This window comes from Neoaquamicrobium microcysteis, from assembly GCF_008180155.1.
GTDB classification, from domain to species: domain Bacteria; phylum Pseudomonadota; class Alphaproteobacteria; order Rhizobiales; family Rhizobiaceae; genus Aerobium; species Aerobium microcysteis.
In genome coordinates, this window is the sequence record NZ_VSZS01000065.1 from 13,128 (window position 1) to 32,270 (window position 19,143).

Consider the following 19,143-nt stretch of genomic DNA (forward strand, 5'->3'; position numbering starts at 1 on the left):
GCGCAATGGCGTGAAGCGGCGATCAAAATTCGCGCGGCGAACATGGAAGGCCGGCGGGAAGTGTGTTAATGCGCCCGCGACTTTCCAGCCGCATTCGTGCGGACATCGGACGGCTCCGTCCGATCGCAGAATGCTCTAGCCGACCGAAGGACTGATCTTATGGCCCTGGACTCCGCTGCCGCGACCAATGCTTCCGCATTCTTCACCGAGGCGCTCGAAACCCGCGATCCCGAGATTTTCGGCGCGATCCGCAAGGAACTCGGCCGCCAGCGCGACGAGATCGAGCTGATCGCCTCGGAAAACATCGTCTCGCGCGCCGTGCTGGAGGCGCAGGGGTCGATCATGACCAACAAATACGCCGAGGGGTATCCGGGCAAGCGCTATTACGGCGGCTGCCAGTTCGTCGACATCGCCGAGGAACTGGCGATCGAGCGGGCCAAGAAGCTGTTCGATTGCAACTTCGCCAACGTTCAGCCCAACTCCGGCAGCCAGATGAACCAGGCGGTGTTTCTGGCGCTGCTGCAGCCCGGCGACACTTTCATGGGCCTCGACCTGAACTCCGGTGGTCACCTGACCCACGGGTCGCCCGTCAACATGAGCGGCAAGTGGTTCAACGTCGTTTCCTATGGCGTGCGCGAGGACGACCACCTGCTCGACATGGACGCCATCGAGAAGCAGGCGCATGAGACCAGGCCGAAGCTCATTCTCGCCGGCGGCACGGCCTATTCGCGCATCTGGGACTGGAAGCGTTTTCGCGAGATCGCCGACGCGGTCGGCGCGTATCTGATGGTCGACATGGCTCACATCGCGGGTCTGGTCGCCGGCGGCCAGCACCCGTCGCCGCTGCCGCACGCCCATGTGGTGACGACGACCACGCACAAGTCGCTGCGTGGCCCGCGCGGCGGCATGATCCTCACCAACCACGAGGACATCGCCAAGAAGATCAACTCGGCCGTGTTTCCCGGCCTGCAGGGTGGCCCGCTGATGCACGTGATCGCCGCCAAGGCCGTGGCCTTCCGCGAGGCGCTGGAGCCGGAGTTCCGCACCTATGCGCAGAACGTCGTCACCAATGCCAAGGCGCTGGCCGCAAGCCTCCAGGAAACCGGCCTCGACATCGTCTCGGGCGGCACCGACAACCATCTGATGCTGGTGGACCTTCGGCCGAAGAACGCGACCGGCAAGCGCGCTGAGGCAGCACTCGGCCGCGCGCACATCACCTGCAACAAGAACGGCATACCGTTCGACCCTGAAAAGCCGTTCGTCACTTCAGGCGTGCGCCTCGGCACGCCGGCCGGCACCACGCGCGGTTTCGGCGCGGCCGAGTTCCGCGAGATCGGCAAGCTGATCGCCGAAGTGCTGGACGGGCTGAAGGCCGCAAACTCCGACGAGGGCAACGCCGCAGTCGAGCAGGCGGTGCGCCAGAAGGTGGAAGCGCTTTGCGAACGGTTTCCGCTTTACCCCTATCTGGGGTAAGGCTCTGGCGACATAGATTCGCCGGAAGAGAACCATGCGCTGCCCTTACTGCCAGTCCGAAGACACGCAGGTGAAGGATTCCCGTCCCGCCGAGGATGGGGTCGCGATCCGCAGGCGCCGCGTCTGCCCCGATTGCGGCGGACGCTTCACCACGTTCGAGCGCGTCCAGCTTCGCGACCTCGTCGTGGTGAAGAAATCGGGCCGCAAGGTGCCTTTCGACCGCGACAAACTGTTGCGCTCCATGGAAATCGCGGTTCGCAAGCGCAATGTCGATCCCGAGCGGATAGAACGCGCGGTGACGGGTATCGTCCGCCAGCTGGAAAGCTCGGGCGAGACGGAGATCGTGGCGGGCGAGATCGGCCGGCTCGTTATGGAGGCCTTGAAGTCGATAGACGACGTTGCCTATGTGCGCTTCGCTTCGGTCTACCGCAATTTCCGCGAGGCCAAGGATTTCCACGAGGTGCTCGGCGAATTGCGGGGCGACGAAGACGAGGAGTAGGCGGCGATGGCGGTTCCCGACACGGCCATGCGGGAGCAGGTGGATGCCCGCTTCATGGCCGCCGCGATCCGCCTCTCGCGCCGCCACCTCGGCCTGACTGCCACCAATCCATCGGTTGCGACCCTGATCGTGCGCGACGGCGTGATCGTCGGGCGCGGCGTGACGGCGATGGGCGGCAGGCCGCACGCCGAGACGCAGGCGCTTGCCGAAGCAGGTGAGCTTGCGCGCGGCGCGACCGCCTACGTCACGCTTGAGCCCTGCGCCCACCATGGCCGCACGCCGCCTTGCGCCGAAGCGCTGGTGACCGCAGGCGTGGCGCGGGTGGTGGGGGCGGCCAGCGACCCCGACCCGCGTGTGTCGGGCAGGGGATATGCGATCCTGCGGGCTGCCGGCATCGAGGTCGTCGAGAACGACCTGGCCGTGGAAGCGGCCGACATGATGGCCGGCTACCTGATTCGATCCCTGAGGAAGCGGCCGGAAGTGACTCTGAAACTTGCGGTTTCGGCTGACGGCATGATCGGCAGGCTGGGTGAAGGGCAGGTGGCCATCACCGGCCCGGTCTCACGACGGCAGGTACACGTCATGCGCGCCGAGAGCGACGCCATCATGGTGGGCATCGGCACGGCGCTTGCGGATGATCCCGAACTGACATGCCGCCTGCCGGGGCTGGAAGCGCGCTCGCCGTCGCGGATCGTGCTGGACAGGGGCCTGCGCCTGTCCGCCAGCTCGAAGCTCGCCCGCACCGCGCGCAAGACGCCGACGCTGGTTGCCGCTGCTGCCGACGCCGAGCCGGATCGCCGCGCCGCACTTGCTGAACAGGGTGTCGGCTTCCTGGCCGTCGAGACCCACGACGGGCGCATCGCGCTGCCCGAACTGCTGGAAGACCTAGCCGCGCAGGGCACCATGACGGTGATGGTCGAGGGCGGGGCCGAGACGGCCCGGAACTTTCTGGAGGACGATCTTGTCGACCGCATCGCGCTCTTCGAGGGACCGGTGCTGATAGGCGAGGGCGGCGTCGCAACGCCTTTGACCGGCGGGCAGATGCCTGAAGGGTTCCTGCTGGTGCGTGAAGCCGCTTTCGGCGACGACCGCTACCGCGAATATGTGAGGATGCGCTGATGTTCACCGGCATTGTGACCGACATCGGAACGGTGAATGCGGCATCGCCGCTGCCCGAAGGCGTGCGGCTGCGCATCGACACGGGCTACGACCCTGCGACGATCGATATCGGCGCGTCGATTTCCTGCGCGGGCGTGTGCCTGACGGTGGTGGCGCTGCCCGACGCGGGCTCGAACCAGCGCTGGTTCGAGGTGGAAGCCTGGGAAGAAGCGCTGCGGTTGACGACCGCCTCGGAATGGCTGGCAGGCAGCCGGATCAACCTGGAACGCGCGCTGAAGATCGGCGACGAACTGGGCGGGCATATCGTGTCGGGCCACATCGACGGCATGGCCGAGCTCGTCGAGCGCAAGGACGAGGGCGATGCCGTGCGCTTCACGCTCGAAGCGCCGGCCGAGCTGGCGAAATTCATAGCGCCCAAGGGTTCGGTCGCGCTGGACGGCACGTCGCTCACGGTCAACCGTGTCGAGCGGACGCGTTTCGACGTGCTGCTGATCCATCACTCGCTATCGGTCACCACCTGGGGCGAAAGAAACGTCGGCGACCGGGTCAATCTAGAGGTCGATACCATGGCCCGCTACGCGGCGCGTCTTGCTCAGGCTGCGGAAGAGGGGCTTTAGTCCAAAGCCCCCGAAGCCTTGCGCGCCGCGCAACCCCGCCATCCGCAATGAACCGCTTGCTAAGGTGCCTGCTTCGGCCTAAGTCACCCGGCGATCCGCGGAGAAGAGAATGGCAAGCACCAATCCCCCCAAACTGCTCATCATCGAGGCGCGCTTTTACGATGCGCTTTCCGACGCGTTGCTGGCCGGCGCGAAGGCCGCGCTGGACGCGGCCGGCGCCGGCTACGACGTTGTCACCGTGCCCGGCGCGCTGGAAATTCCGGCCGTGATTTCTTTCGCCATGGACGGTGCGGAAGAGGGCGGCGTGGCGTATGATGGCTTTGTGGCGCTGGGCTGTGTGATCCGTGGCGAAACCTACCATTTCGACATCGTCGCCAACGAATCGTGCCGTGCCCTGATGGACCTTGCGGTGGCGGAATCGATCGCGATCGGCAACGGCATCCTGACGGTCGAGAACGAGGCGCAGGCGTGGGCGCGGGCGAAGCCCGACGAAGGCGACAAGGGCGGCTTCGCGGCGCGGGCCGCGCTGACGATGATCGAACTGCGCCAGCGTCTCGGAGCGTGATCTTGACTATCAAACCCGACACTACCGCCAAGCCGACCGGACCGCGCCAGGCCAACAAGCGCGGCGCAGCCAGGCTTGCGGCCGTGCAGGCGCTCTACCAGATGGACGTCGCCGGAAGCGGCATCCTCGAAATCACTGCAGAATACGAGCAGTTTCGCCTCGGCAAGGAAGTGGACGGCGCGCAATACCGCGAGGCGGACGCGCAGTGGTTCCGCTCCATCCTGTCTGGCGTGGTGGAGAACCAGAAGACGGTCGATCCCATCATCCGGCAGGCGCTGACCGAGGACTGGCCGCTGTCGCGACTGGACTCCACCCTGCGCGCGATCCTCCGCGCCGGTGTCTACGAGATCATGCGGCGCGACGACGTGCCCGTGGCCGTCATCGTTTCGGAATATGTCGATATCGCCAAGGCGTTCTACGAGGACGACGAACCCAAGCTCGTCAACGCGGTGCTGGACCGCGTCTCGCGGCGGGTTCGCGGCGAAGGCAAGGGAAAGAATCCCGAGTGACAATGCCCGGCGAAGCGCAAGCGAGACGGGCGGCGATCATCTTCGCCGCCTCGCAAGCGATCGTCGGTTCGGCAGCCCCCATCGCCATCTCGATAGGCGGGCTCGCAGGCTATTACCTTCTCGCGGCGGACAAGTCGCTGGCGACCATTCCGGTCACGGCCTTCACCGTCGGGGTGGCCGTTGGTGCGATCCCGGCCGCCGGCATCATCAAGCGCATGGGCCAGCGCTCGGGCTTCATGACCGGAACGGGCGTGACGGCGCTGGGCGGTGTCCTCGCCACGCTGGGGCTTTTCGAGGCCTCTTTCTGGCTGTTCGCGTTCGGGCTGCTGGTAACCGGCTTCGGTGGTGCGTTCGTGCAGCAGTTCCGCTTCGCTGCCGCCGACAACGCGCCTCCGGCCTTCAAGGCCAAGGCGATTTCGTTCGTTCTGGCCGGCGGGGTGATAACCGCCATTCTCGGGCCGCAGGTCGTCATCTTCACGCGCGAGCTGCTCGCGCCGGTGATGTTCGCCGGTTCTTTCGCTTCGATCGTGCTGCTGGCGGCTGTGGGCGCGGCAATCCTGGCCTTCCTGCCGCGCAACGATGCGCGCAGCAACGTCGTTTCGGGCATGGCCGAGGCGCCCGCGCGCCCGCTTTCCGAGATCGTGCGACAGCCGCTGTTTGCCGTGGGGCTCTTGTGCGCCGTGGGCTCCTACGCGCTGATGAGCTTCGTCATGACGGGTGCGCCGCTGGCCATGGTCGGCTGCGGCTTTTCGCCGGACGAGGCGACGCTCGGCATCTCGTGGCATGTCATGGCCATGTTCGCCCCCTCCTTCTTCACCGGCAAGCTGATCGCCCGCTTTGGCCGCGAGCCCATCGTGGCCGTGGGGCTGGCGCTGCTGGTGGGCTGCGCGCTGGTGGCGCTGTCGGGCATCGAACTCTGGCAGTTCTGGACGGCGCTGATCCTGCTCGGTCTCGGCTGGAACTTCGGCTTCATCGGCGCGACCGCAATGGTGGCTGAAACCTACCGCCCCTCCGAAAAGGGTAAGGTGCAGGGCCTGCACGACTTCATCCTCTTCGGCTTCGTGGCGCTCGCCTCCTTCCTGTCGGGCGTCGTCTACAACGAATGGGGCTGGGACATGCTCAACTGGATCGTGTTTCCGGTGGTCGTCCTCTGCGTTGCCGGCCTGATAGGGCTGCAGGTCGTATCGCGAAGCGACAGGCTCGCTGCCGGCGAGTAGGCCCGAACGCCGGCCGCTCCGGGCGAAAAGCGGGCAAAAACCCAACAGAACCTTGACGTTGGCCAGACCGTTTCGCAAGCTGCGGCGGAAGGGTGGAGACCATTCGGATTCTGCCTTGTTCAAACTTGGCCCGGGGAGGGGTCTTTCGGGCCGCCAATCGAGGAAATCCGTGAAATGACAATGCTTTATGTCGTCATTCTCTGCGGCGTTCTGTCTATCGTGTACGCCGTATGGGCGACGCAGTCGGTCCTTGCGGCCGATCAGGGCAACGCACGCATGCAGGAGATTGCCGGCGCGATCCGGGAGGGCGCGCAGGCTTATCTCAACCGTCAGTATACAACCATCGCCATCGTCGGCGTGGTCGTCTTCGTGCTTGCATGGCTGTTGCTGTCCGGTTGGGCCGCAATCGGCTTTCTCATCGGCGCGGTGCTTTCGGGCGCTGCGGGCTATATCGGCATGCACGTCTCCGTGCGCGCCAACGTGCGCACCGCACAGGCCGCGTCCAACAGCCTCGCTGCCGGCCTCGACGTGGCCTTCAAGGCGGGCGCCATCACCGGCATGCTGGTGGCCGGCCTCGCCCTGCTGGGGGTTTCCGTCTACTATGTGATCCTCATTGGCCCGGGCGGCTTTGCGCCGAACGACCGTACCGTTATCGATGCGCTGGTGGCCCTCGGCTTCGGCGCTTCGCTGATCTCGATCTTCGCACGCCTCGGCGGCGGCATCTTCACAAAGGGCGCCGACGTGGGCGGCGATCTCGTGGGCAAGGTGGAAGCGGGTATTCCGGAGGATGACCCGCGCAACCCGGCAACCATCGCAGACAATGTCGGCGACAATGTCGGCGACTGTGCGGGCATGGCGGCCGACCTGTTCGAGACCTACGCGGTGACCGTCGTCGCCACCATGGTTCTCGGCGCGATCTTCTTTGCCGGCACCGACGTGCTCGGTTCGGTCATGATCTATCCGCTGGCCATCTGCGCGGCGTGCATCCTCACCTCGATCGTAGGCACCTTCTTCGTCAAGCTGGGTTCCAACGGCTCGATCATGGGCGCGCTCTACAAGGGCCTGATCGTCACCGGCCTTCTCACCATCATCGGTGTCGGCGCGGCCACCTCGCTGACCATCGGCTGGGGTTCCATCGGAACCGTCGGCGGCATGGACATCACCGGTACGGCGCTCTTCGTCTGCGGCATCATCGGTCTGGTCGTCACCGGCCTGATCGTGGTGATAACCGAATACTATACCGGCACCGACAAGCGCCCGGTGAACTCGATCGCGCAGGCATCCGTCACCGGCCACGGCACAAACGTCATCCAGGGCCTCGCGGTCTCGCTGGAATCGACCGCGCTGCCGGCAATCGTGATCGTCGGCGGCATCCTGGCAACGTTCCAGCTCGCCGGCCTGTTCGGCACCGCCATTGCGGTGACCACGATGCTGGGCCTTGCCGGCATGATCGTGGCGCTGGACGCCTTCGGCCCGGTTACCGACAATGCAGGCGGCATCGCCGAAATGTCGGGCCTGCCGCCGGAAGTGCGCCACTCGACGGACGCGCTCGACGCCGTCGGCAACACCACCAAGGCCGTCACCAAGGGCTATGCGATCGGCTCCGCCGGTCTCGGCGCGCTGGTGCTGTTTGCGGCCTATTCCTACGATCTGGAATACTTCATCGCCAACAGTGACACCTACACCTACTTCCAGGGCATGGAGAACGTGTCGTTCTCACTGTCCAACCCCTACGTGGTGGCGGGCCTGATCTTCGGCGGCCTCATTCCCTACCTGTTCGGCGGCATCGCCATGACGGCGGTGGGACGTGCGGCAGGCTCGATCGTGGAAGAGGTGCGCAGGCAGTTCAGGGCCGATCCGGGCATCATGGCGGGCACCTCCAAGCCCGACTATGCGCGCGCCGTGGACATGCTCACCCGTGCGGCGATCAAGGAGATGATCGTGCCGTCGCTGCTGCCGGTTCTGGCGCCGCTCGTCGTCTATTTCGGCGTGCTGCTCATTTCCGGCTCCAAGGCGTCGGCCTTCGCCGCGCTGGGCGCGATGCTGCTGGGCGTGATCGTCAACGGCCTGTTCGTCGCCATCTCGATGACCTCTGGCGGCGGTGCGTGGGACAACGCCAAGAAGTCGTTCGAGGACGGCTTCACCGACAAGGACGGCGTCAAGCACCTCAAGGGCTCCGAGGCCCACAAGGCGTCGGTGACGGGCGACACGGTGGGCGATCCCTACAAGGACACCGCCGGCCCGGCCGTCAACCCGGCCATCAAGATCACCAACATCATGGCGCTGCTGCTTCTGGCCGTACTCGCGCACTGATTGTCGGCACCAAGGAAGAAGGCCGCGGGAGCGATCCCGCGGCCTTCCTGATTCGAGGCTGGTATTTTGTGGGCTATCTGCCCATGCCGGCCGGCACCGAGCCCGGACGACCGGCAACGCCGGTGATGAGCTGGCTGACGAAGCTCTGGTCCTTGCCGCCTGTCGGCGTCGTGCGCGAGATGAAATCGAAGACCTTGCCGTCCTGAAGCCCGTAATTGGCGATGTTGGTCACGCGGCCGTCATCACCCAGATACACGGCCAGCACGCTCTGGTCAGTGACGCTGGGGTTCATGAAGGCGACCGGCCGGACGCGGGTCTGGGAAATGTAGTAGAGAACCTCGTTGTCGAAGGTCGCGGTCGTCGACGGTGAGCCGAGCGCCAGAAGCACCTGCTCGCGGCTGGAGCCGACAGGCACCATGTCGAGCGTGTCCTGATCGACAATGTAGCCGTGGCTGATCGTCTCGCTGACCTGCATCACGTTGCTGGAATTGCAGCCCGCCAGAAAGACGGCCGCGCCGATGGCGATGAGCGCCGCGCGCGCCGAACGGGCTGCATCCGGCTTGAAATTCCGCGTCTGCGTCATCAGATCCATGATAATCCTGTCCCCTGTGCGGCTTGCGCCGAGCGGCAAAACCGGTAAACCAGCTTGCGCGGCGATGCAACCGCGCCGCACCCGAAACGGGCCGTTTGGAAAGCCTTTGCCATGTTCAAGTCCATATTGAGTCTCGGTCGGCGCCCCAACCAGCTCGTGACCGATGCGCTTTACGGAGAAATCGTGGCATCCGCGCGGCAGCCGGTGTTCTATTCGCAGTGGGGCGTGCCTGATACGCCGCTGGGCCGCTTCGAGATGCTTTCGGTGCACATGTTCCTGTTTCTCGACCGCGCGCGCGGCGCACCCCCGGCGCTTGGCGAAATGGCGCAGGATATGACCGACGAGTTCTTCAAGGATGTCGAGCATTCGCTGCGCGAGCTCGGTATCGGCGATCTGGGCGTACCCAAGCGGATGAAGAAGCTGGCGAAGATGTTCTACGGCCGCGCCGAGGCGTATCGCGAGGCGCTGGCGGCAGGAGACGGCGAGGCCCTGGCCGCAGCCCTTGCGCGCAACGTGCTGCCCGAGAGCGAGGCCTGGCCGGAAGCGCCGAAGCTTGCAGCCTACATGCAGGAAGCAGCCGCAGTGCTGGCAGCGCAGGACGACGATGCGCTGCTGGCGGGCAAGGTGGCCTTTCCGGAGGCCGGCAAAGGGGAGGCGGTGGCGTGAACGAGACGGTCAGCCCGGTTTCCTTCCCCGTCAACGTCGCGCGGCTGCCCAAGAAGGGCATGCCGGTGACGATCGACGCAGACGAGCAGCAGCGCGCCGCGCTGGCGGCGGCGCACGGCCTTGTGGCCGTCGAGCGATTCGTCGCGGAACTCGACGTGACCACATGGAAGAAGGGCGGCGTTAGGGTCACAGGCACGGTGAAGGCTGCCATCGTGCAGGAATGCATCGTGACGCTGGAGCCTGTGCGCGAAGAGGTGGACGAAGAGGTGGCGGCCCTGTTCCTGCCCGAAAATTCCAAGCTGAACGTCCCCAGGCGTTCCGCCGAGGGCGAGATACTCCTCGACGCGGAAGGTGACGACGCGCCGGAACCGTTTTCGGGCGACACCGTGGATGTGGGCCAGCTTGCCGAGGAGTTCTTTGCGCTGGGCATCAACCCCTACCCGCGCAAGGCGGGCGTGGCGGTACCGGGCGAGGGCGGATCGTCCGCCGAGGAAAAGCGCGGCCCCCTGTTCGAGAAACTCCAGGCGCTGAAGAACAGGAATTGAGGGAGGCACCGCTCCTCGGGCCTGCCAAATATATGCGTCTTTATTCACACTTAGGCGATTTGGCGCTTGCCTTACACACGGCGAGACTATAGGGCTTTCCGCGGTTCGGAGCGTAGCGCAGCCCGGTAGCGCACTTGACTGGGGGTCAAGGGGTCGTGGGTTCGAATCCCGCCGCTCCGACCATTTTTTCTTTGATGCCGGCCGACAATGGTCTCGCTCAATGGCAGCAGACATTTATCTGTCAGCGGTGGCATAGCCTGCCTCTGAGGCGGCCTGCTTTTGTCCCAAAAAGGCACGATATTTCGCAGTGGCCTTCAAAAATTTACCGGGCGTTAACTTACGCGGCGCATCTTCCAAATGCTTCCGCAACGGAAGCGTGATGCGACAAAGCCCGGTAGCGAGCGGCCCCCCAGCACGCTGCCGGGCATTCGCTTTTTTGGCCGGCACCTTGTGGCAGGCCAGCCTTGCGCTGTCGCTGCTCAGCGCACCTGATCGAGCAGGCGCTTGCACTCCAGCAGGTCGAACAGCGCTTCCTGCAGCAGCGCGCGGTTGTCGCGCGAGAGGCGGCCGTCCCCGCTCTGGACCGCGCCTTCCTCCTCGCTCTTTCCAAGGCCGAAGAAGCGCCGGCCGGGCTTGACCCGCGGCTGTCCGACGAGCATCTCGTCGTCGCCGCGCGGGCGTGAGGCGGCTTCCTCCGCCTCTACGGCTGCCTGCTTGCGCTGTGCGATCACCTCGATGGCGGCAAGATCGCCACTGCCGATCGCGACCAGGAACTGGTTGCCGTTGTCGCGCAGGAGCTTCTGCACGCCCTTGATCGTGTAACCCTGGTCGTAGAGCATGTGGCGGATGCCCTTGATGAGTTCGACGTCCTGGGGGCGGTAATATCGCCTCCCGCCGCCGCGCTTCATCGGCTTGATCTGGTTGAAGCGGGTTTCCCAGAAGCGCAGGACGTGCTGCGGCAGGTCGAGCTGCTCGGCCACCTCGCTGATCGTGCGGAAGGCGTCAGGGCTTTTGTCCATTTGAGGCCAGTGCTCCGATTGGCGAATCGTGCGTTATTCCACCGACTTGCGGCAGCCGTTGCAAGCACGCAGCATCGCTCGTGCGCAGTTTTTATTACGCAGCGTCATTCTGCAATCGCGAATGCGGCTTACTTGCGGTTCTTGGCCTTGCCGCTCTGGTGCGAGCGCAGGATACGCTGCTTGAGCACGTTGGAAGCCTTGAAGGTCATCACCCTGCGGGGAAGGATGGGCACTTCCTCGCCGGTCTTGGGGTTGCGGCCGATGCGCTCGTTCTTGTCGCGAACGTGGAAGGTCGCGAAGGAAGAAAGCTTCACCGTTTCCCCGCGAACGATAGCTTCGCAGATCTCGTCGAGAACCATCTCGACAAGCTGAGCGGACTCCGTGCGCGACAGACCGACCTTTCGGTAGACTGCCTCGGCCAGGTCAGCGCGCGTAAGTGTCGTTCCCCCCATTCGGCTGTCCAACCATATCGAAATAACTGAAAAATCCGCAATATTTCGCGACGTTAAGAAATTGCCCAAGCGAGGTCAAGAACCCAACTTGCAAACAGGCTCGACTTAGAATTGTGGTTGATGCCGCGTTTACCAGCGCAGGAGGACGGCGCCCCAAGTGAAGCCGCCGCCCATGGCCTCCAGCAGGACCAAGTCGCCCTTCTGGATGCGGCCGTCGGCAACGGCGGCGCCGAGCGCGAGCGGAACGGAGGCCGCGGACGTGTTGCCGTGCAGGTGCACCGTCACCACAACCTTGTCTTCGGCGATGCCCAGCTTCTTGGCCGAGGCGTCGATGATGCGCTTGTTGGCCTGATGAGGGACGAACCAGTCGAGGTCGTCGGCGGTGATGCCGCCTTGCGCCAGCGAATCTTCCACCACGTCGGTTATCATGCCAACGGCATGCTTGAAGACCTCGCGGCCTTCCATGCGCAGATGGCCGACAGTTCCGGTGGTGGAGGGGCCGCCATCGACGTAGAGCTTGTCGCGGTGGCAACCGTCGGAGCGCAGGCTGGCGGCTAGAACGCCGCGGTCGGCCATCGTGCCCTCGCTCTCGGCCGCTTCCATGATGATCGCGCCCGCGCCGTCGCCGAAGAGCACGCAGGTGGTGCGGTCGGTCCAGTCGAGGATGCGTGAGAAGGTCTCGGAGCCGATGACCAGCGCGCGGCGCGCCATGCCCGCACGCAGATGGGCGTCGGCGGTGGCGACCGCGTAGACGAAGCCGCTGCACACGGCCTGCATGTCGAAGGCGAAGCCGTGGCGCATGCCCAGCCGCTGCTGGATCTCCACGGCGGTGGCGGGAAACGTGTTGTTGGGCGTCGAGGTGGCCAGCACGATGAGGTCGATGTCATCGGGCGTCAGGCCCGCATTGTCCAGCGCCGCGCGCGCCGCAGCTTCGCCCAGCGACGCCGTGGTTTCGTCGTCGGCCGCGATGTGCCGCTGCTGGATACCGGTACGCTGCACGATCCACTCATCGGAGGTATCGACGAGAGTCTCGAATTCTGCATTCTTCATGATGCGGCGCGGCAGGGCGGTTCCGACGCCGCGCACAACGGATCTAATCATTCTTCTTATGCCTTATTCTTCGTCGGTAGCCGTATCGACGTCCGTCGTGCCCCGCCGCTTGCCATCACGGCCGTGGAATGCTTCCAGTTCCTTGCGAATGCCGTCGATCAGGCGGCTGCGACCCATGTCGTAACCCAGTTCGACGGCGGCCGCGAAGCCCTCATCATCGGTGCCGCCGTGGCTCTTGACCACGATGCCGTTGAGCCCGAGGAACACGCCGCCATTGATCTTGCGCACGTCCATCTTCTCGCGCAGTCGGTTGAAGGCGTCGCGCGCAAGGACATAGCCGATCTTGGACATGACGGTGCGGCTCATGGCGGCGCGAAGGTATTCGCCGATCTGCTTGGCCGTGCCCTCGGCGGTCTTGAGCGCGATATTGCCGGCAAAGCCTTCGGTGACGACCACGTCGACCGAGCCCAGACCGATGTCGTCACCTTCGACGAAGCCATGATAGTCCATCGTCTTCAGGTTGGATACGCGAAGAAGCCTTCCTGCTTCCCTGACCTCTTCCTGCCCCTTGATCTCTTCCACCCCGACATTGAGCAGGCCCACGGAAGGGCGCTCGATCGCAAAGATGGCGCGCGCCATGGCAGAGCCGAGAATCGCGAAGTCGATGAGCTGGTGTGCATCCGCGCCGATGGTGGCGCCCACGTCGAGGACCACGCTCTCGCCGCGCACTGTCGGCCAGATCGCTGCAATGGCTGGACGCTCGATGGAAGCCATCGTGCGCAGGCAGAACTTGGACATCGCCATGAGCGCGCCGGTGTTGCCGGCCGAGACGCAGACATCGGCATCGCCGGTCTTCACCGCCTCGATGGATTTCCACATCGAGGACTTCCAGCGGCCCTGGCGCAGCGCCTGGCTGGGCTTGTCGTCCATGCGAACGGAAATCTCGCAGTGGGTGAACTCGCTGACCTCGGCGACGCGAGGGTATTTGTCGAGCACCGGGCGGACACGCTCGTCACGCCCGAAAATGAGAAAGCGGACATCAGGGCGTCGCTCGACCACTTTCTGAAGGCCGGCGATCGTCACCTCCGGTCCGTGGTCTCCACCCATTGCGTCAATGGCGATGCGTATCAAGCGGCAGTCGTTTCTTCTGGTCCCCCGAGGGGGAGGGCTGAAAAGTTTCGGCGAAAATAGCGTTTTTGCGCAGCCGCACAACCGGATTCGCGGCGGGCAGGCTGTGGACAGAACAGGTTTGGGGCCGCCGCCGCGCCGAAACGCGCATTCTCAGGTGGATTTCTGCGCAGCGAGCCCGCGTTGATGACGGCTTTCCAGCGCCATGGCACCCCAGATCAGCCCTATCAGCACATAGAAGTGACGCCAGTGATCCATGTCGATGACGGTGCCGAGCGCGATGTGCCCGAGAAACACGATGTAGGTGCACAGCAGGTAAGGTTGCCAGGGGCGGTCGCGAAAAAGAATGCGAAAGCCGCCCGCGACCGTCCAAACGACGAGGGTGACGAACGAGATGAAGCCCAGCCAGCTGTAGTTCATCAGTGACGACAGCCAGACATTGTGCGTGTCCTCGCCCAGATTGCGTCCGAAATTGAGCGGCCCGATGCCCATCGGGTTCTCGATCGCCATCTGAAGGCCGATGCCGAAGCGGGCGAAGCGACCGAGATGGCCGGCGTCGTAGTCCTGTACGAGGCGGGCACGCGTGGTGAGCAGGTCCGACACGCCGGGCAGTTGCATGACGACGACGATCGCCGTGACGAGCAGAACCGAGGCAAGCAGCGCCATGAGGATGAGGCGCAGGCGAAAAAGGCTGCTGGTGCTCTGGATGAACAGGGACCCGGTGAGGAGCACCGACGATGCGGCGAACAACCCCCACGCACCGCGTGAGAAGGACAGGAAGATCGCGGCGACGATGACGACGAACGCACCTGCGTAGAACGGCATGCGCAGCGGATTGCCGGTCAGGATGCGGTAGAGCAGATAGACCGCCGGCAGCGCCAGGAAAGGGCCGAAGACGTTCGGATCCTGGAAGGCGCCCATAGCGCGGTCGTAACGCGTGAACATCTCCGCGCCCGGTATCACCCCGAAATACCCGCCTATGCCAAGCGATCCGGTCACCAGTGCCGCTGCGATCCACGACATGAAGATAAGGCGGTATCGATTGTGGTCCGCCTCGAGGATCGCGACGAAAAAGACCGCCGTGAACGCGAGGAAGAGCGAAGCGGCCAGAAACAGGGGCGTTTCGTACAGGTCGCCCATGGTCGTCATCGAAAGAAGGCCGCCGATGTTGAACGCGACAAGCAGCGCCAGCAGGACGACGGCGTGGAGAGACAGCCGCAGGCCGAACAGGCTCCACACCGCGATGAGCCCGACCATGTAGACTTCGTAGGGTGCGGGTTCCCGTATCACGAAGCCAAGCAGAAATACGCCCAGCGCGACCGCGGCAGAGCCGATCAGCGAGGCCGACTTGGCCTGAACGAGCGAGCGCGGGAGCCCGTTGACCGTGACCGCGCTCAATAGGCGTTCTCGGTGTTGAGCAGCCGAACAGGCGTCAGAAGCAGGATCTTGAGGTCAAACCAGAGCGACCAGTTCTCGATGTAGTAGAGATCGAACTCCGTGCGCATGCGGATCTTGTCGTCGTGATCCACCTCGCCGCGCCAGCCATTGATCTGCGCCCAGCCCGTCACACCGGGCTTGACGCGGTGACGCGCGAAATAGCCGTCCACGACTTCATGGTAGAGCCGGTGATGCGATTGGGCAGTCACGGCATGCGGGCGAGGGCCGACGAGCGACAGGTTGCCGATCAGGGCGTTGAAGAACTGCGGCAACTCGTCGATGGATGTCTTGCGAATGATGCGCCCGACGCGCGTGACGCGCGGATCGCCTTTCGTCACGGCGTTCCGGGCAGTCGGGTCGCACTGGTCGACGAACATCGACCTGAACTTGTAGACGTCGATGACCTCGTTGTTGAAGCCGTGCCGCTTCTGCTTGAAGAGAACGGGACCCTTGCTGTCCAGCTTGATGGCGATCGCCGTAGCCAGCATGATCGGCGAGAACGCGACGATGCCGATGAGGCTGAAGACGATGTCGAAGGCGCGCTTGGCGACGGAGTCCCAATCGTTGATCGGCTTGTCGAAGATGTCGAGCATCGGCACAGAGCCGATGAAGGAGTAGGCGCGGGGCCGGAAACGAAGCTGGTTCGAGTGAGCCGACAGCCGGATGTCCACCGGCAGCACCCACAGCTTCTTGAGCAGCGAAAGCACTCGGTTTTCGGCAGTCAGCGGCAGCGAGACGATCAGCATGTCGATGCGGGCGATGCGGGCGAACTCGATGAGCTCGCTGATGTTGCCGAGCTTGGGGTAGCCGGCGACGAGCGGCGGCGAGCGGCGGTCGTCACGATCGTCGAAGATGCCGCAGATGCGGATGTCGTTGTGTGGCTGTTGCTCGATCGAGCGGATGAGCGATTCCGCGCCCTTGCCGCCGCCCACGATCACCGCACGGCGCTCCATCGCGCCGTTTCGTCCCCAGCGGCGCACCAGCCGCGAGATCACGAACCGGAGGAGAAGAATCAGGGCGAGACCCGCAGCGAACCACGACGCCAGCCACACGCGCGAAAAATCCGCCGACACGCGCAGGAAGAAACCTGCGACGGTGGTCATCGCCAGCGTGCCGCCCCAGACCAGAATTATGCTCCCAAGGCTGCCGATGGGCTGGCGCAGCCGGGGTATCTGGTAGTTGTCGGTCAGTTCGAGAAGGATGACGGCGACGAGCGAGGTCGCCAGTATCAGGACGGGATACTGCCACAGGAAGGCGTCGTGGACATCGACATAGGCGGCGTAGATCGCCAGTCCCGAGATCGCCAGCAGCGCGAATTCAGCCAGCCGGAGCACACCGCTCACCATCACCGGCGACATGGTGTCCCGCCGATACTGGGTCGCGATCTGGCGCGCCATGGGGTTGAGGTCGCCCGAAACGTGCGGCTTCTCGCCGTCCTTGAAGGAGCGGACGGCCTCGCTGCTGAAACGGTTCGCTATCTTGGGCTTTGCCATGGTCGTGCCTTCGGGTTGAGAAGTGCTTACCAGAAAGCCGCTAAGGAAACCTTGACGCTGCGGGCCGCTCGCGCATTCATCGACGGTTCAGCGGGACCAGCGTATCAGGATCGAAGGCGACGCGATCCACGCGTACCGATAGGGGTATCTTCCGTGAAGAAGTCAGCCGCAGTGCATGGTGACGATGACAGTGTCGATATTGCGGGGCGCTACGCCCGGCGCTTGCGGCGCGCTTTGGCGGTCGGTGCCGTCCTGCTGGTCGCCGCCTCGGCTTTCGGGGCAGGATCTGCAGGGCTCGCCCAGGGTGGCGGGAAGGCAGCCGGAGCTGACATCGTGATCGCACAGAACGATACACAACTGGTCATCGTGCAGTTCGGACCCGGAAGCCGGGAGCAGGAAACGCGGCGCATCCTCGCCGCGCTCGACGGCCTGCCGCACCGGATCGTCGCACAGTTCGAGGTGACCCCGGCGATTTCGCTGGAGGTGAATGCTGCGGGATTGGCGGCGCTGGAGGCGTTGCCCGGCGTGACGGTGACGATCGACACGCCCGTGCCGCCTCAATGACCGTCAGGCCAGGCTGGCCTCATAGGCCCGTTCGACATCTCGCGCCATGACATCGGCGCCGAAGCGGGACTGGAGCGTCGCGCGGTCGGGCATCGCCGCGGCAAACCCGGCTTCGTCGCGCATGGCTGCGACCATGCCGGCCGTCACGCTGGTGACCGTAGGCCAGACGAGGGCAGGGGAGCCGTCCTCGAAGATTTCGGGAATGCCGCCCACTCGCGTGGCGATCATCGTCTTGCCGGCCGCCAAAGCCTCCAGGACGATATAGGGCATCGCCTCGGCGCGCGACGGCACCACGACGACGCGGGCCAGCGCAAAAGCCTTGCGCGCCGGCATCGGCGGGAAGAAACGGACTCGGTCGGCAAGCCCGCGCTCCACAACCTGCGCCTTGTAGCGCGCAAGGTCGTCGCCATCCCCGACCATGGTTGCCGAGAGCGGCCGGCCCAGTTGTTTAGAGGCTTCCGCAAGCGCGTCGATGAAGATGTCGGGGCCCTTCAGGTCGCGCATCATGCCGATATAGAGGAAGTCGGCAGCGCCGGTGTCGGCAGCGACGGGGTCGAACTCGCCTTCGTTCAGGCCGTTATAGACGAGGCTGGCCGGCGAACGCGGCTCGCCCACCTTGGCGACGAAGGTGCGCCGCTCATAGTCCGACACGAACAGCACATGGTCGCTGACGCGGCCAAGAAAGCGCTCGATGCCGAACAGGATGCGTCCCTTGCTGCTTGCCGGATCGTAGTGGAGGACGCCGCCATGGGGCGAATAGAGGCGGGCTACGCGATACCTGGAGACCCGCAGAAGTGAGCCGAATACCCGCGCGAGCGCGCCGCCCTTGGCGCCGTGCCCGTGCAGTACATCCGGCTGCAATGCCTTGATTAGCTTGTACGTGCGCCAGCCGGCGGCGAGGTCGCCGAGGCCGATCTGGCGATGGATGGTGATGCGCGATACGCCGAGTGCCAGCATTCCCCTGATCTCGTCGAAGTAGCGATCCTCGAGATCGCCGCCGGTGGACGAGTCGCAGATGATGCCGACCTGATGTCCGGCGGCCGACTGCGCGGCGACGAGATCGCGCACATGCCGGAAGATGCCGCCGACGGGCGATCGAAAGCAGTGAATGATGCGGAGGCCTGTCGGCACGTGTGGCTGTTCTTTCGGCCTAGAAGAAGCGCTCGCGTACGTAGATGGTGTCGCCCGGCATGAGCGGGTCGGACGTCGCTACGCGGCCGGTCATGACCTCGCCATTGATGTCGCGGGTGATGTCGACGTTCGCCTGGTTTGCGCGAGGCGTGAAGCCGCCGGCAGCCGCCACCGCCTTGTGCGCGGTCATGCCCGGAACGTAGGAATACTGGCCTGCCGCACCCACTTCGCCCATGACGAATATGGGGCGGTAACGGTCCACCTCGACCGATATGTCGGGGTCGCGCAGATAGCCCTGACGCAGCTTGTCGGCAATCTGCCCTTCGATCTGCTGGACCGTGTAGCCGCGCGCTGCGATGGCGCCCACGAGCGGGAAGGCGATGTAGCCGGACTGGTCGACGGCGTAGGTGTTGGTGAGCGTCTCCTGCTCGAACACGGTCACGCGGATGCGATCTCCGGCATCGAGAATGTAGGGCTTGTTGATGGCCTCGTGGAAGGCCGGCGGGGCAGGGCGATAGCTCGAGCATCCGGCAGCGAGCACGGATGCGGAAATGACGAGCGCGGCTGCAAACTGACTTCTCATGGCCCGGCGACGATCCCCTGTTTCCACGACGGACCAGCGCCGTGGATCGAACGTGGGTCCGGTTATCCTCCCGTTAAGGTTAATGCCGGGTAAAGGCGGCGGCTCCCGATGCTTGCCAAGGCGAGTCTAGGCGGGATCGTCAAAGAAAAACCATACGCGGCCCGGCGCTTA

Annotated in this window: 20 protein-coding genes and 1 tRNA gene; 12 read left to right on the forward strand and 9 right to left on the reverse strand. The window is 64.7% G+C overall.

Features of this window, described 5'->3' with window-relative positions:
- The first annotated feature begins 159 nt into the window (after positions 1-159).
- The 8 genes from glyA (at position 160) to FY036_RS15435 (ending at position 8,312) form a co-directional block, all read left to right on the forward strand.
- Entirely contained in the window at positions 160-1,473 is a 1,314-nt protein-coding gene (gene glyA / locus FY036_RS15400; protein ID WP_201744782.1) for a serine hydroxymethyltransferase, read from the forward strand.
- 34 nt (positions 1,474-1,507) lie between these two features.
- The gene (gene nrdR, locus FY036_RS15405; protein ID WP_148915647.1) at positions 1,508-1,972 is read left to right on the forward strand and encodes a transcriptional regulator NrdR; all 465 of its coding nucleotides are present in this window, start codon (positions 1,508-1,510) and stop codon (positions 1,970-1,972) included.
- Between the two features lie 6 nt (positions 1,973-1,978).
- Positions 1,979-3,091, forward strand: a complete 1,113-nt coding sequence (ribD, locus tag FY036_RS15410) for a bifunctional diaminohydroxyphosphoribosylaminopyrimidine deaminase/5-amino-6-(5-phosphoribosylamino)uracil reductase RibD (protein WP_148915648.1) — start codon at positions 1,979-1,981, stop codon at positions 3,089-3,091.
- Entirely contained in the window at positions 3,091-3,708 is a 618-nt protein-coding gene (locus FY036_RS15415) for a riboflavin synthase (protein ID WP_148915649.1), read from the forward strand. Before ribD ends, FY036_RS15415 begins: the two co-directional genes overlap by 1 nt.
- 109 nt (positions 3,709-3,817) lie before the next feature.
- Positions 3,818-4,273, forward strand: coding sequence for a 6,7-dimethyl-8-ribityllumazine synthase (locus FY036_RS15420; RefSeq protein ID WP_148915650.1), 456 nt, complete (start codon positions 3,818-3,820; stop codon positions 4,271-4,273).
- A gap of 8 nt (positions 4,274-4,281) precedes the next feature.
- Positions 4,282-4,782, forward strand: coding sequence for a transcription antitermination factor NusB (nusB, locus tag FY036_RS15425; RefSeq protein ID WP_148915941.1), 501 nt, complete (start codon positions 4,282-4,284; stop codon positions 4,780-4,782).
- A gap of 2 nt (positions 4,783-4,784) precedes the next feature.
- The gene (locus FY036_RS15430) at positions 4,785-5,999 is read left to right on the forward strand and encodes an MFS transporter (RefSeq protein WP_148915942.1); all 1,215 of its coding nucleotides are present in this window, start codon (positions 4,785-4,787) and stop codon (positions 5,997-5,999) included.
- Between the two features lie 174 nt (positions 6,000-6,173).
- On the forward strand, positions 6,174-8,312 hold the full coding sequence (locus FY036_RS15435; RefSeq protein WP_148915651.1) for a sodium-translocating pyrophosphatase: 2,139 nt from the start codon (positions 6,174-6,176) through the stop codon (positions 8,310-8,312).
- A 73-nt stretch (positions 8,313-8,385) separates the two neighbouring features.
- On the opposite strand, the gene FY036_RS15440 is transcribed toward FY036_RS15435, so the two are convergent.
- Positions 8,386-8,904: an outer membrane protein assembly factor BamE gene (locus FY036_RS15440; RefSeq protein WP_148915652.1), complete on the reverse strand. Its 519-nt coding sequence runs from the start codon at positions 8,902-8,904 to the stop codon at positions 8,386-8,388.
- A 111-nt stretch (positions 8,905-9,015) separates the two neighbouring features.
- Here FY036_RS15440 and FY036_RS15445 point away from each other — a divergent pair, with 111 nt between their 5' ends.
- From FY036_RS15445 to FY036_RS15455, 3 genes are all read left to right on the forward strand, one after another.
- Positions 9,016-9,570 (forward strand): ubiquinol-cytochrome C chaperone family protein, encoded by a 555-nt coding sequence (locus FY036_RS15445; protein WP_148915653.1) that lies wholly within the window; start codon positions 9,016-9,018, stop codon positions 9,568-9,570.
- Positions 9,567-10,115 (forward strand): YceD family protein, encoded by a 549-nt coding sequence (locus FY036_RS15450; protein WP_235897685.1) that lies wholly within the window; start codon positions 9,567-9,569, stop codon positions 10,113-10,115. The genes FY036_RS15445 and FY036_RS15450 overlap by 4 nt, the downstream gene beginning before the upstream one ends.
- A 106-nt stretch (positions 10,116-10,221) precedes the next feature.
- Positions 10,222-10,298, forward strand: a tRNA-Pro gene (locus FY036_RS15455).
- A 296-nt stretch (positions 10,299-10,594) separates the two neighbouring features.
- On the opposite strand, the gene FY036_RS15460 is transcribed toward FY036_RS15455, so the two are convergent.
- The 6 genes from FY036_RS15460 to FY036_RS15485 form a co-directional block, all read right to left on the reverse strand.
- On the reverse strand, positions 10,595-11,134 hold the full coding sequence (locus FY036_RS15460) for a MerR family transcriptional regulator (RefSeq protein ID WP_148915654.1): 540 nt from the start codon (positions 11,132-11,134) through the stop codon (positions 10,595-10,597).
- A gap of 128 nt (positions 11,135-11,262) precedes the next feature.
- A complete protein-coding gene (locus FY036_RS15465; protein WP_148915655.1) occupies positions 11,263-11,586 on the reverse strand; it encodes an integration host factor subunit alpha in 324 nt (107 codons plus the stop codon).
- A 129-nt stretch (positions 11,587-11,715) separates the two neighbouring features.
- Positions 11,716-12,687 carry a beta-ketoacyl-ACP synthase III gene (locus FY036_RS15470; protein WP_148915656.1) on the reverse strand — a complete coding sequence of 324 codons (972 nt, stop codon included), beginning with the start codon at positions 12,685-12,687 and terminating at the stop codon, positions 11,716-11,718.
- Positions 12,688-12,699: 12 nt separating this feature from the next.
- Positions 12,700-13,767: a phosphate acyltransferase PlsX gene (gene plsX / locus FY036_RS15475; RefSeq protein ID WP_148915657.1), complete on the reverse strand. Its 1,068-nt coding sequence runs from the start codon at positions 13,765-13,767 to the stop codon at positions 12,700-12,702.
- Between the two features lie 150 nt (positions 13,768-13,917).
- Entirely contained in the window at positions 13,918-15,162 is a 1,245-nt protein-coding gene (locus tag FY036_RS15480) for an O-antigen ligase family protein (protein ID WP_148915658.1), read from the reverse strand.
- Complete coding sequence (locus FY036_RS15485; RefSeq protein WP_148915659.1) at positions 15,159-16,694, reverse strand: undecaprenyl-phosphate glucose phosphotransferase; 1,536 nt, start codon at positions 16,692-16,694, stop codon at positions 15,159-15,161. Before FY036_RS15485 ends, FY036_RS15480 begins: the two co-directional genes overlap by 4 nt.
- A 153-nt stretch (positions 16,695-16,847) precedes the next feature.
- Between FY036_RS15485 and FY036_RS15490 the strand changes: the two genes are divergently transcribed.
- A complete protein-coding gene (locus tag FY036_RS15490; RefSeq protein ID WP_148915660.1) occupies positions 16,848-17,258 on the forward strand; it encodes a hypothetical protein in 411 nt (136 codons plus the stop codon).
- A gap of 3 nt (positions 17,259-17,261) precedes the next feature.
- On the opposite strand, the gene FY036_RS15495 is transcribed toward FY036_RS15490, so the two are convergent.
- Positions 17,262-18,389, reverse strand: a complete 1,128-nt coding sequence (locus tag FY036_RS15495; RefSeq protein WP_148915661.1) for a glycosyltransferase family 4 protein — start codon at positions 18,387-18,389, stop codon at positions 17,262-17,264.
- Between the two features lie 19 nt (positions 18,390-18,408).
- A complete protein-coding gene (locus tag FY036_RS15500; protein WP_148915662.1) occupies positions 18,409-18,972 on the reverse strand; it encodes a polysaccharide biosynthesis/export family protein in 564 nt (187 codons plus the stop codon).
- Positions 18,973-19,143 lie beyond the last annotated feature (171 nt).

Bases quoted from the DNA above. Each gene is read 5' to 3' on its own strand.
- glyA (WP_201744782.1), top strand. From the start codon at position 160: ATGGCCCTGGACTCCGCTGCCGCGACCAATGCTTCCGCATTCTTCACC.
- nrdR (WP_148915647.1), top strand. From the start codon at position 1,508: ATGCGCTGCCCTTACTGCCAGTCCGAAGACACGCAGGTGAAGGATTCC.
- ribD (WP_148915648.1), top strand. From the start codon at position 1,979: ATGGCGGTTCCCGACACGGCCATGCGGGAGCAGGTGGATGCCCGCTTC.
- FY036_RS15415 (WP_148915649.1), top strand. From the start codon at position 3,091: ATGTTCACCGGCATTGTGACCGACATCGGAACGGTGAATGCGGCATCG.
- FY036_RS15420 (WP_148915650.1), top strand. From the start codon at position 3,818: ATGGCAAGCACCAATCCCCCCAAACTGCTCATCATCGAGGCGCGCTTT.
- FY036_RS15430 (WP_148915942.1), top strand. From the start codon at position 4,785: ATGCCCGGCGAAGCGCAAGCGAGACGGGCGGCGATCATCTTCGCCGCC.
- FY036_RS15435 (WP_148915651.1), top strand. From the start codon at position 6,174: ATGACAATGCTTTATGTCGTCATTCTCTGCGGCGTTCTGTCTATCGTG.
- FY036_RS15440 (WP_148915652.1), bottom strand. From the start codon at position 8,904: ATGGATCTGATGACGCAGACGCGGAATTTCAAGCCGGATGCAGCCCGT.
- FY036_RS15445 (WP_148915653.1), top strand. From the start codon at position 9,016: ATGTTCAAGTCCATATTGAGTCTCGGTCGGCGCCCCAACCAGCTCGTG.
- FY036_RS15460 (WP_148915654.1), bottom strand. From the start codon at position 11,134: ATGGACAAAAGCCCTGACGCCTTCCGCACGATCAGCGAGGTGGCCGAG.
- FY036_RS15465 (WP_148915655.1), bottom strand. From the start codon at position 11,586: ATGGGGGGAACGACACTTACGCGCGCTGACCTGGCCGAGGCAGTCTAC.
- FY036_RS15470 (WP_148915656.1), bottom strand. From the start codon at position 12,687: ATGATTAGATCCGTTGTGCGCGGCGTCGGAACCGCCCTGCCGCGCCGC.
- FY036_RS15485 (WP_148915659.1), bottom strand. From the start codon at position 16,694: ATGGCAAAGCCCAAGATAGCGAACCGTTTCAGCAGCGAGGCCGTCCGC.
- FY036_RS15500 (WP_148915662.1), bottom strand. From the start codon at position 18,972: ATGAGAAGTCAGTTTGCAGCCGCGCTCGTCATTTCCGCATCCGTGCTC.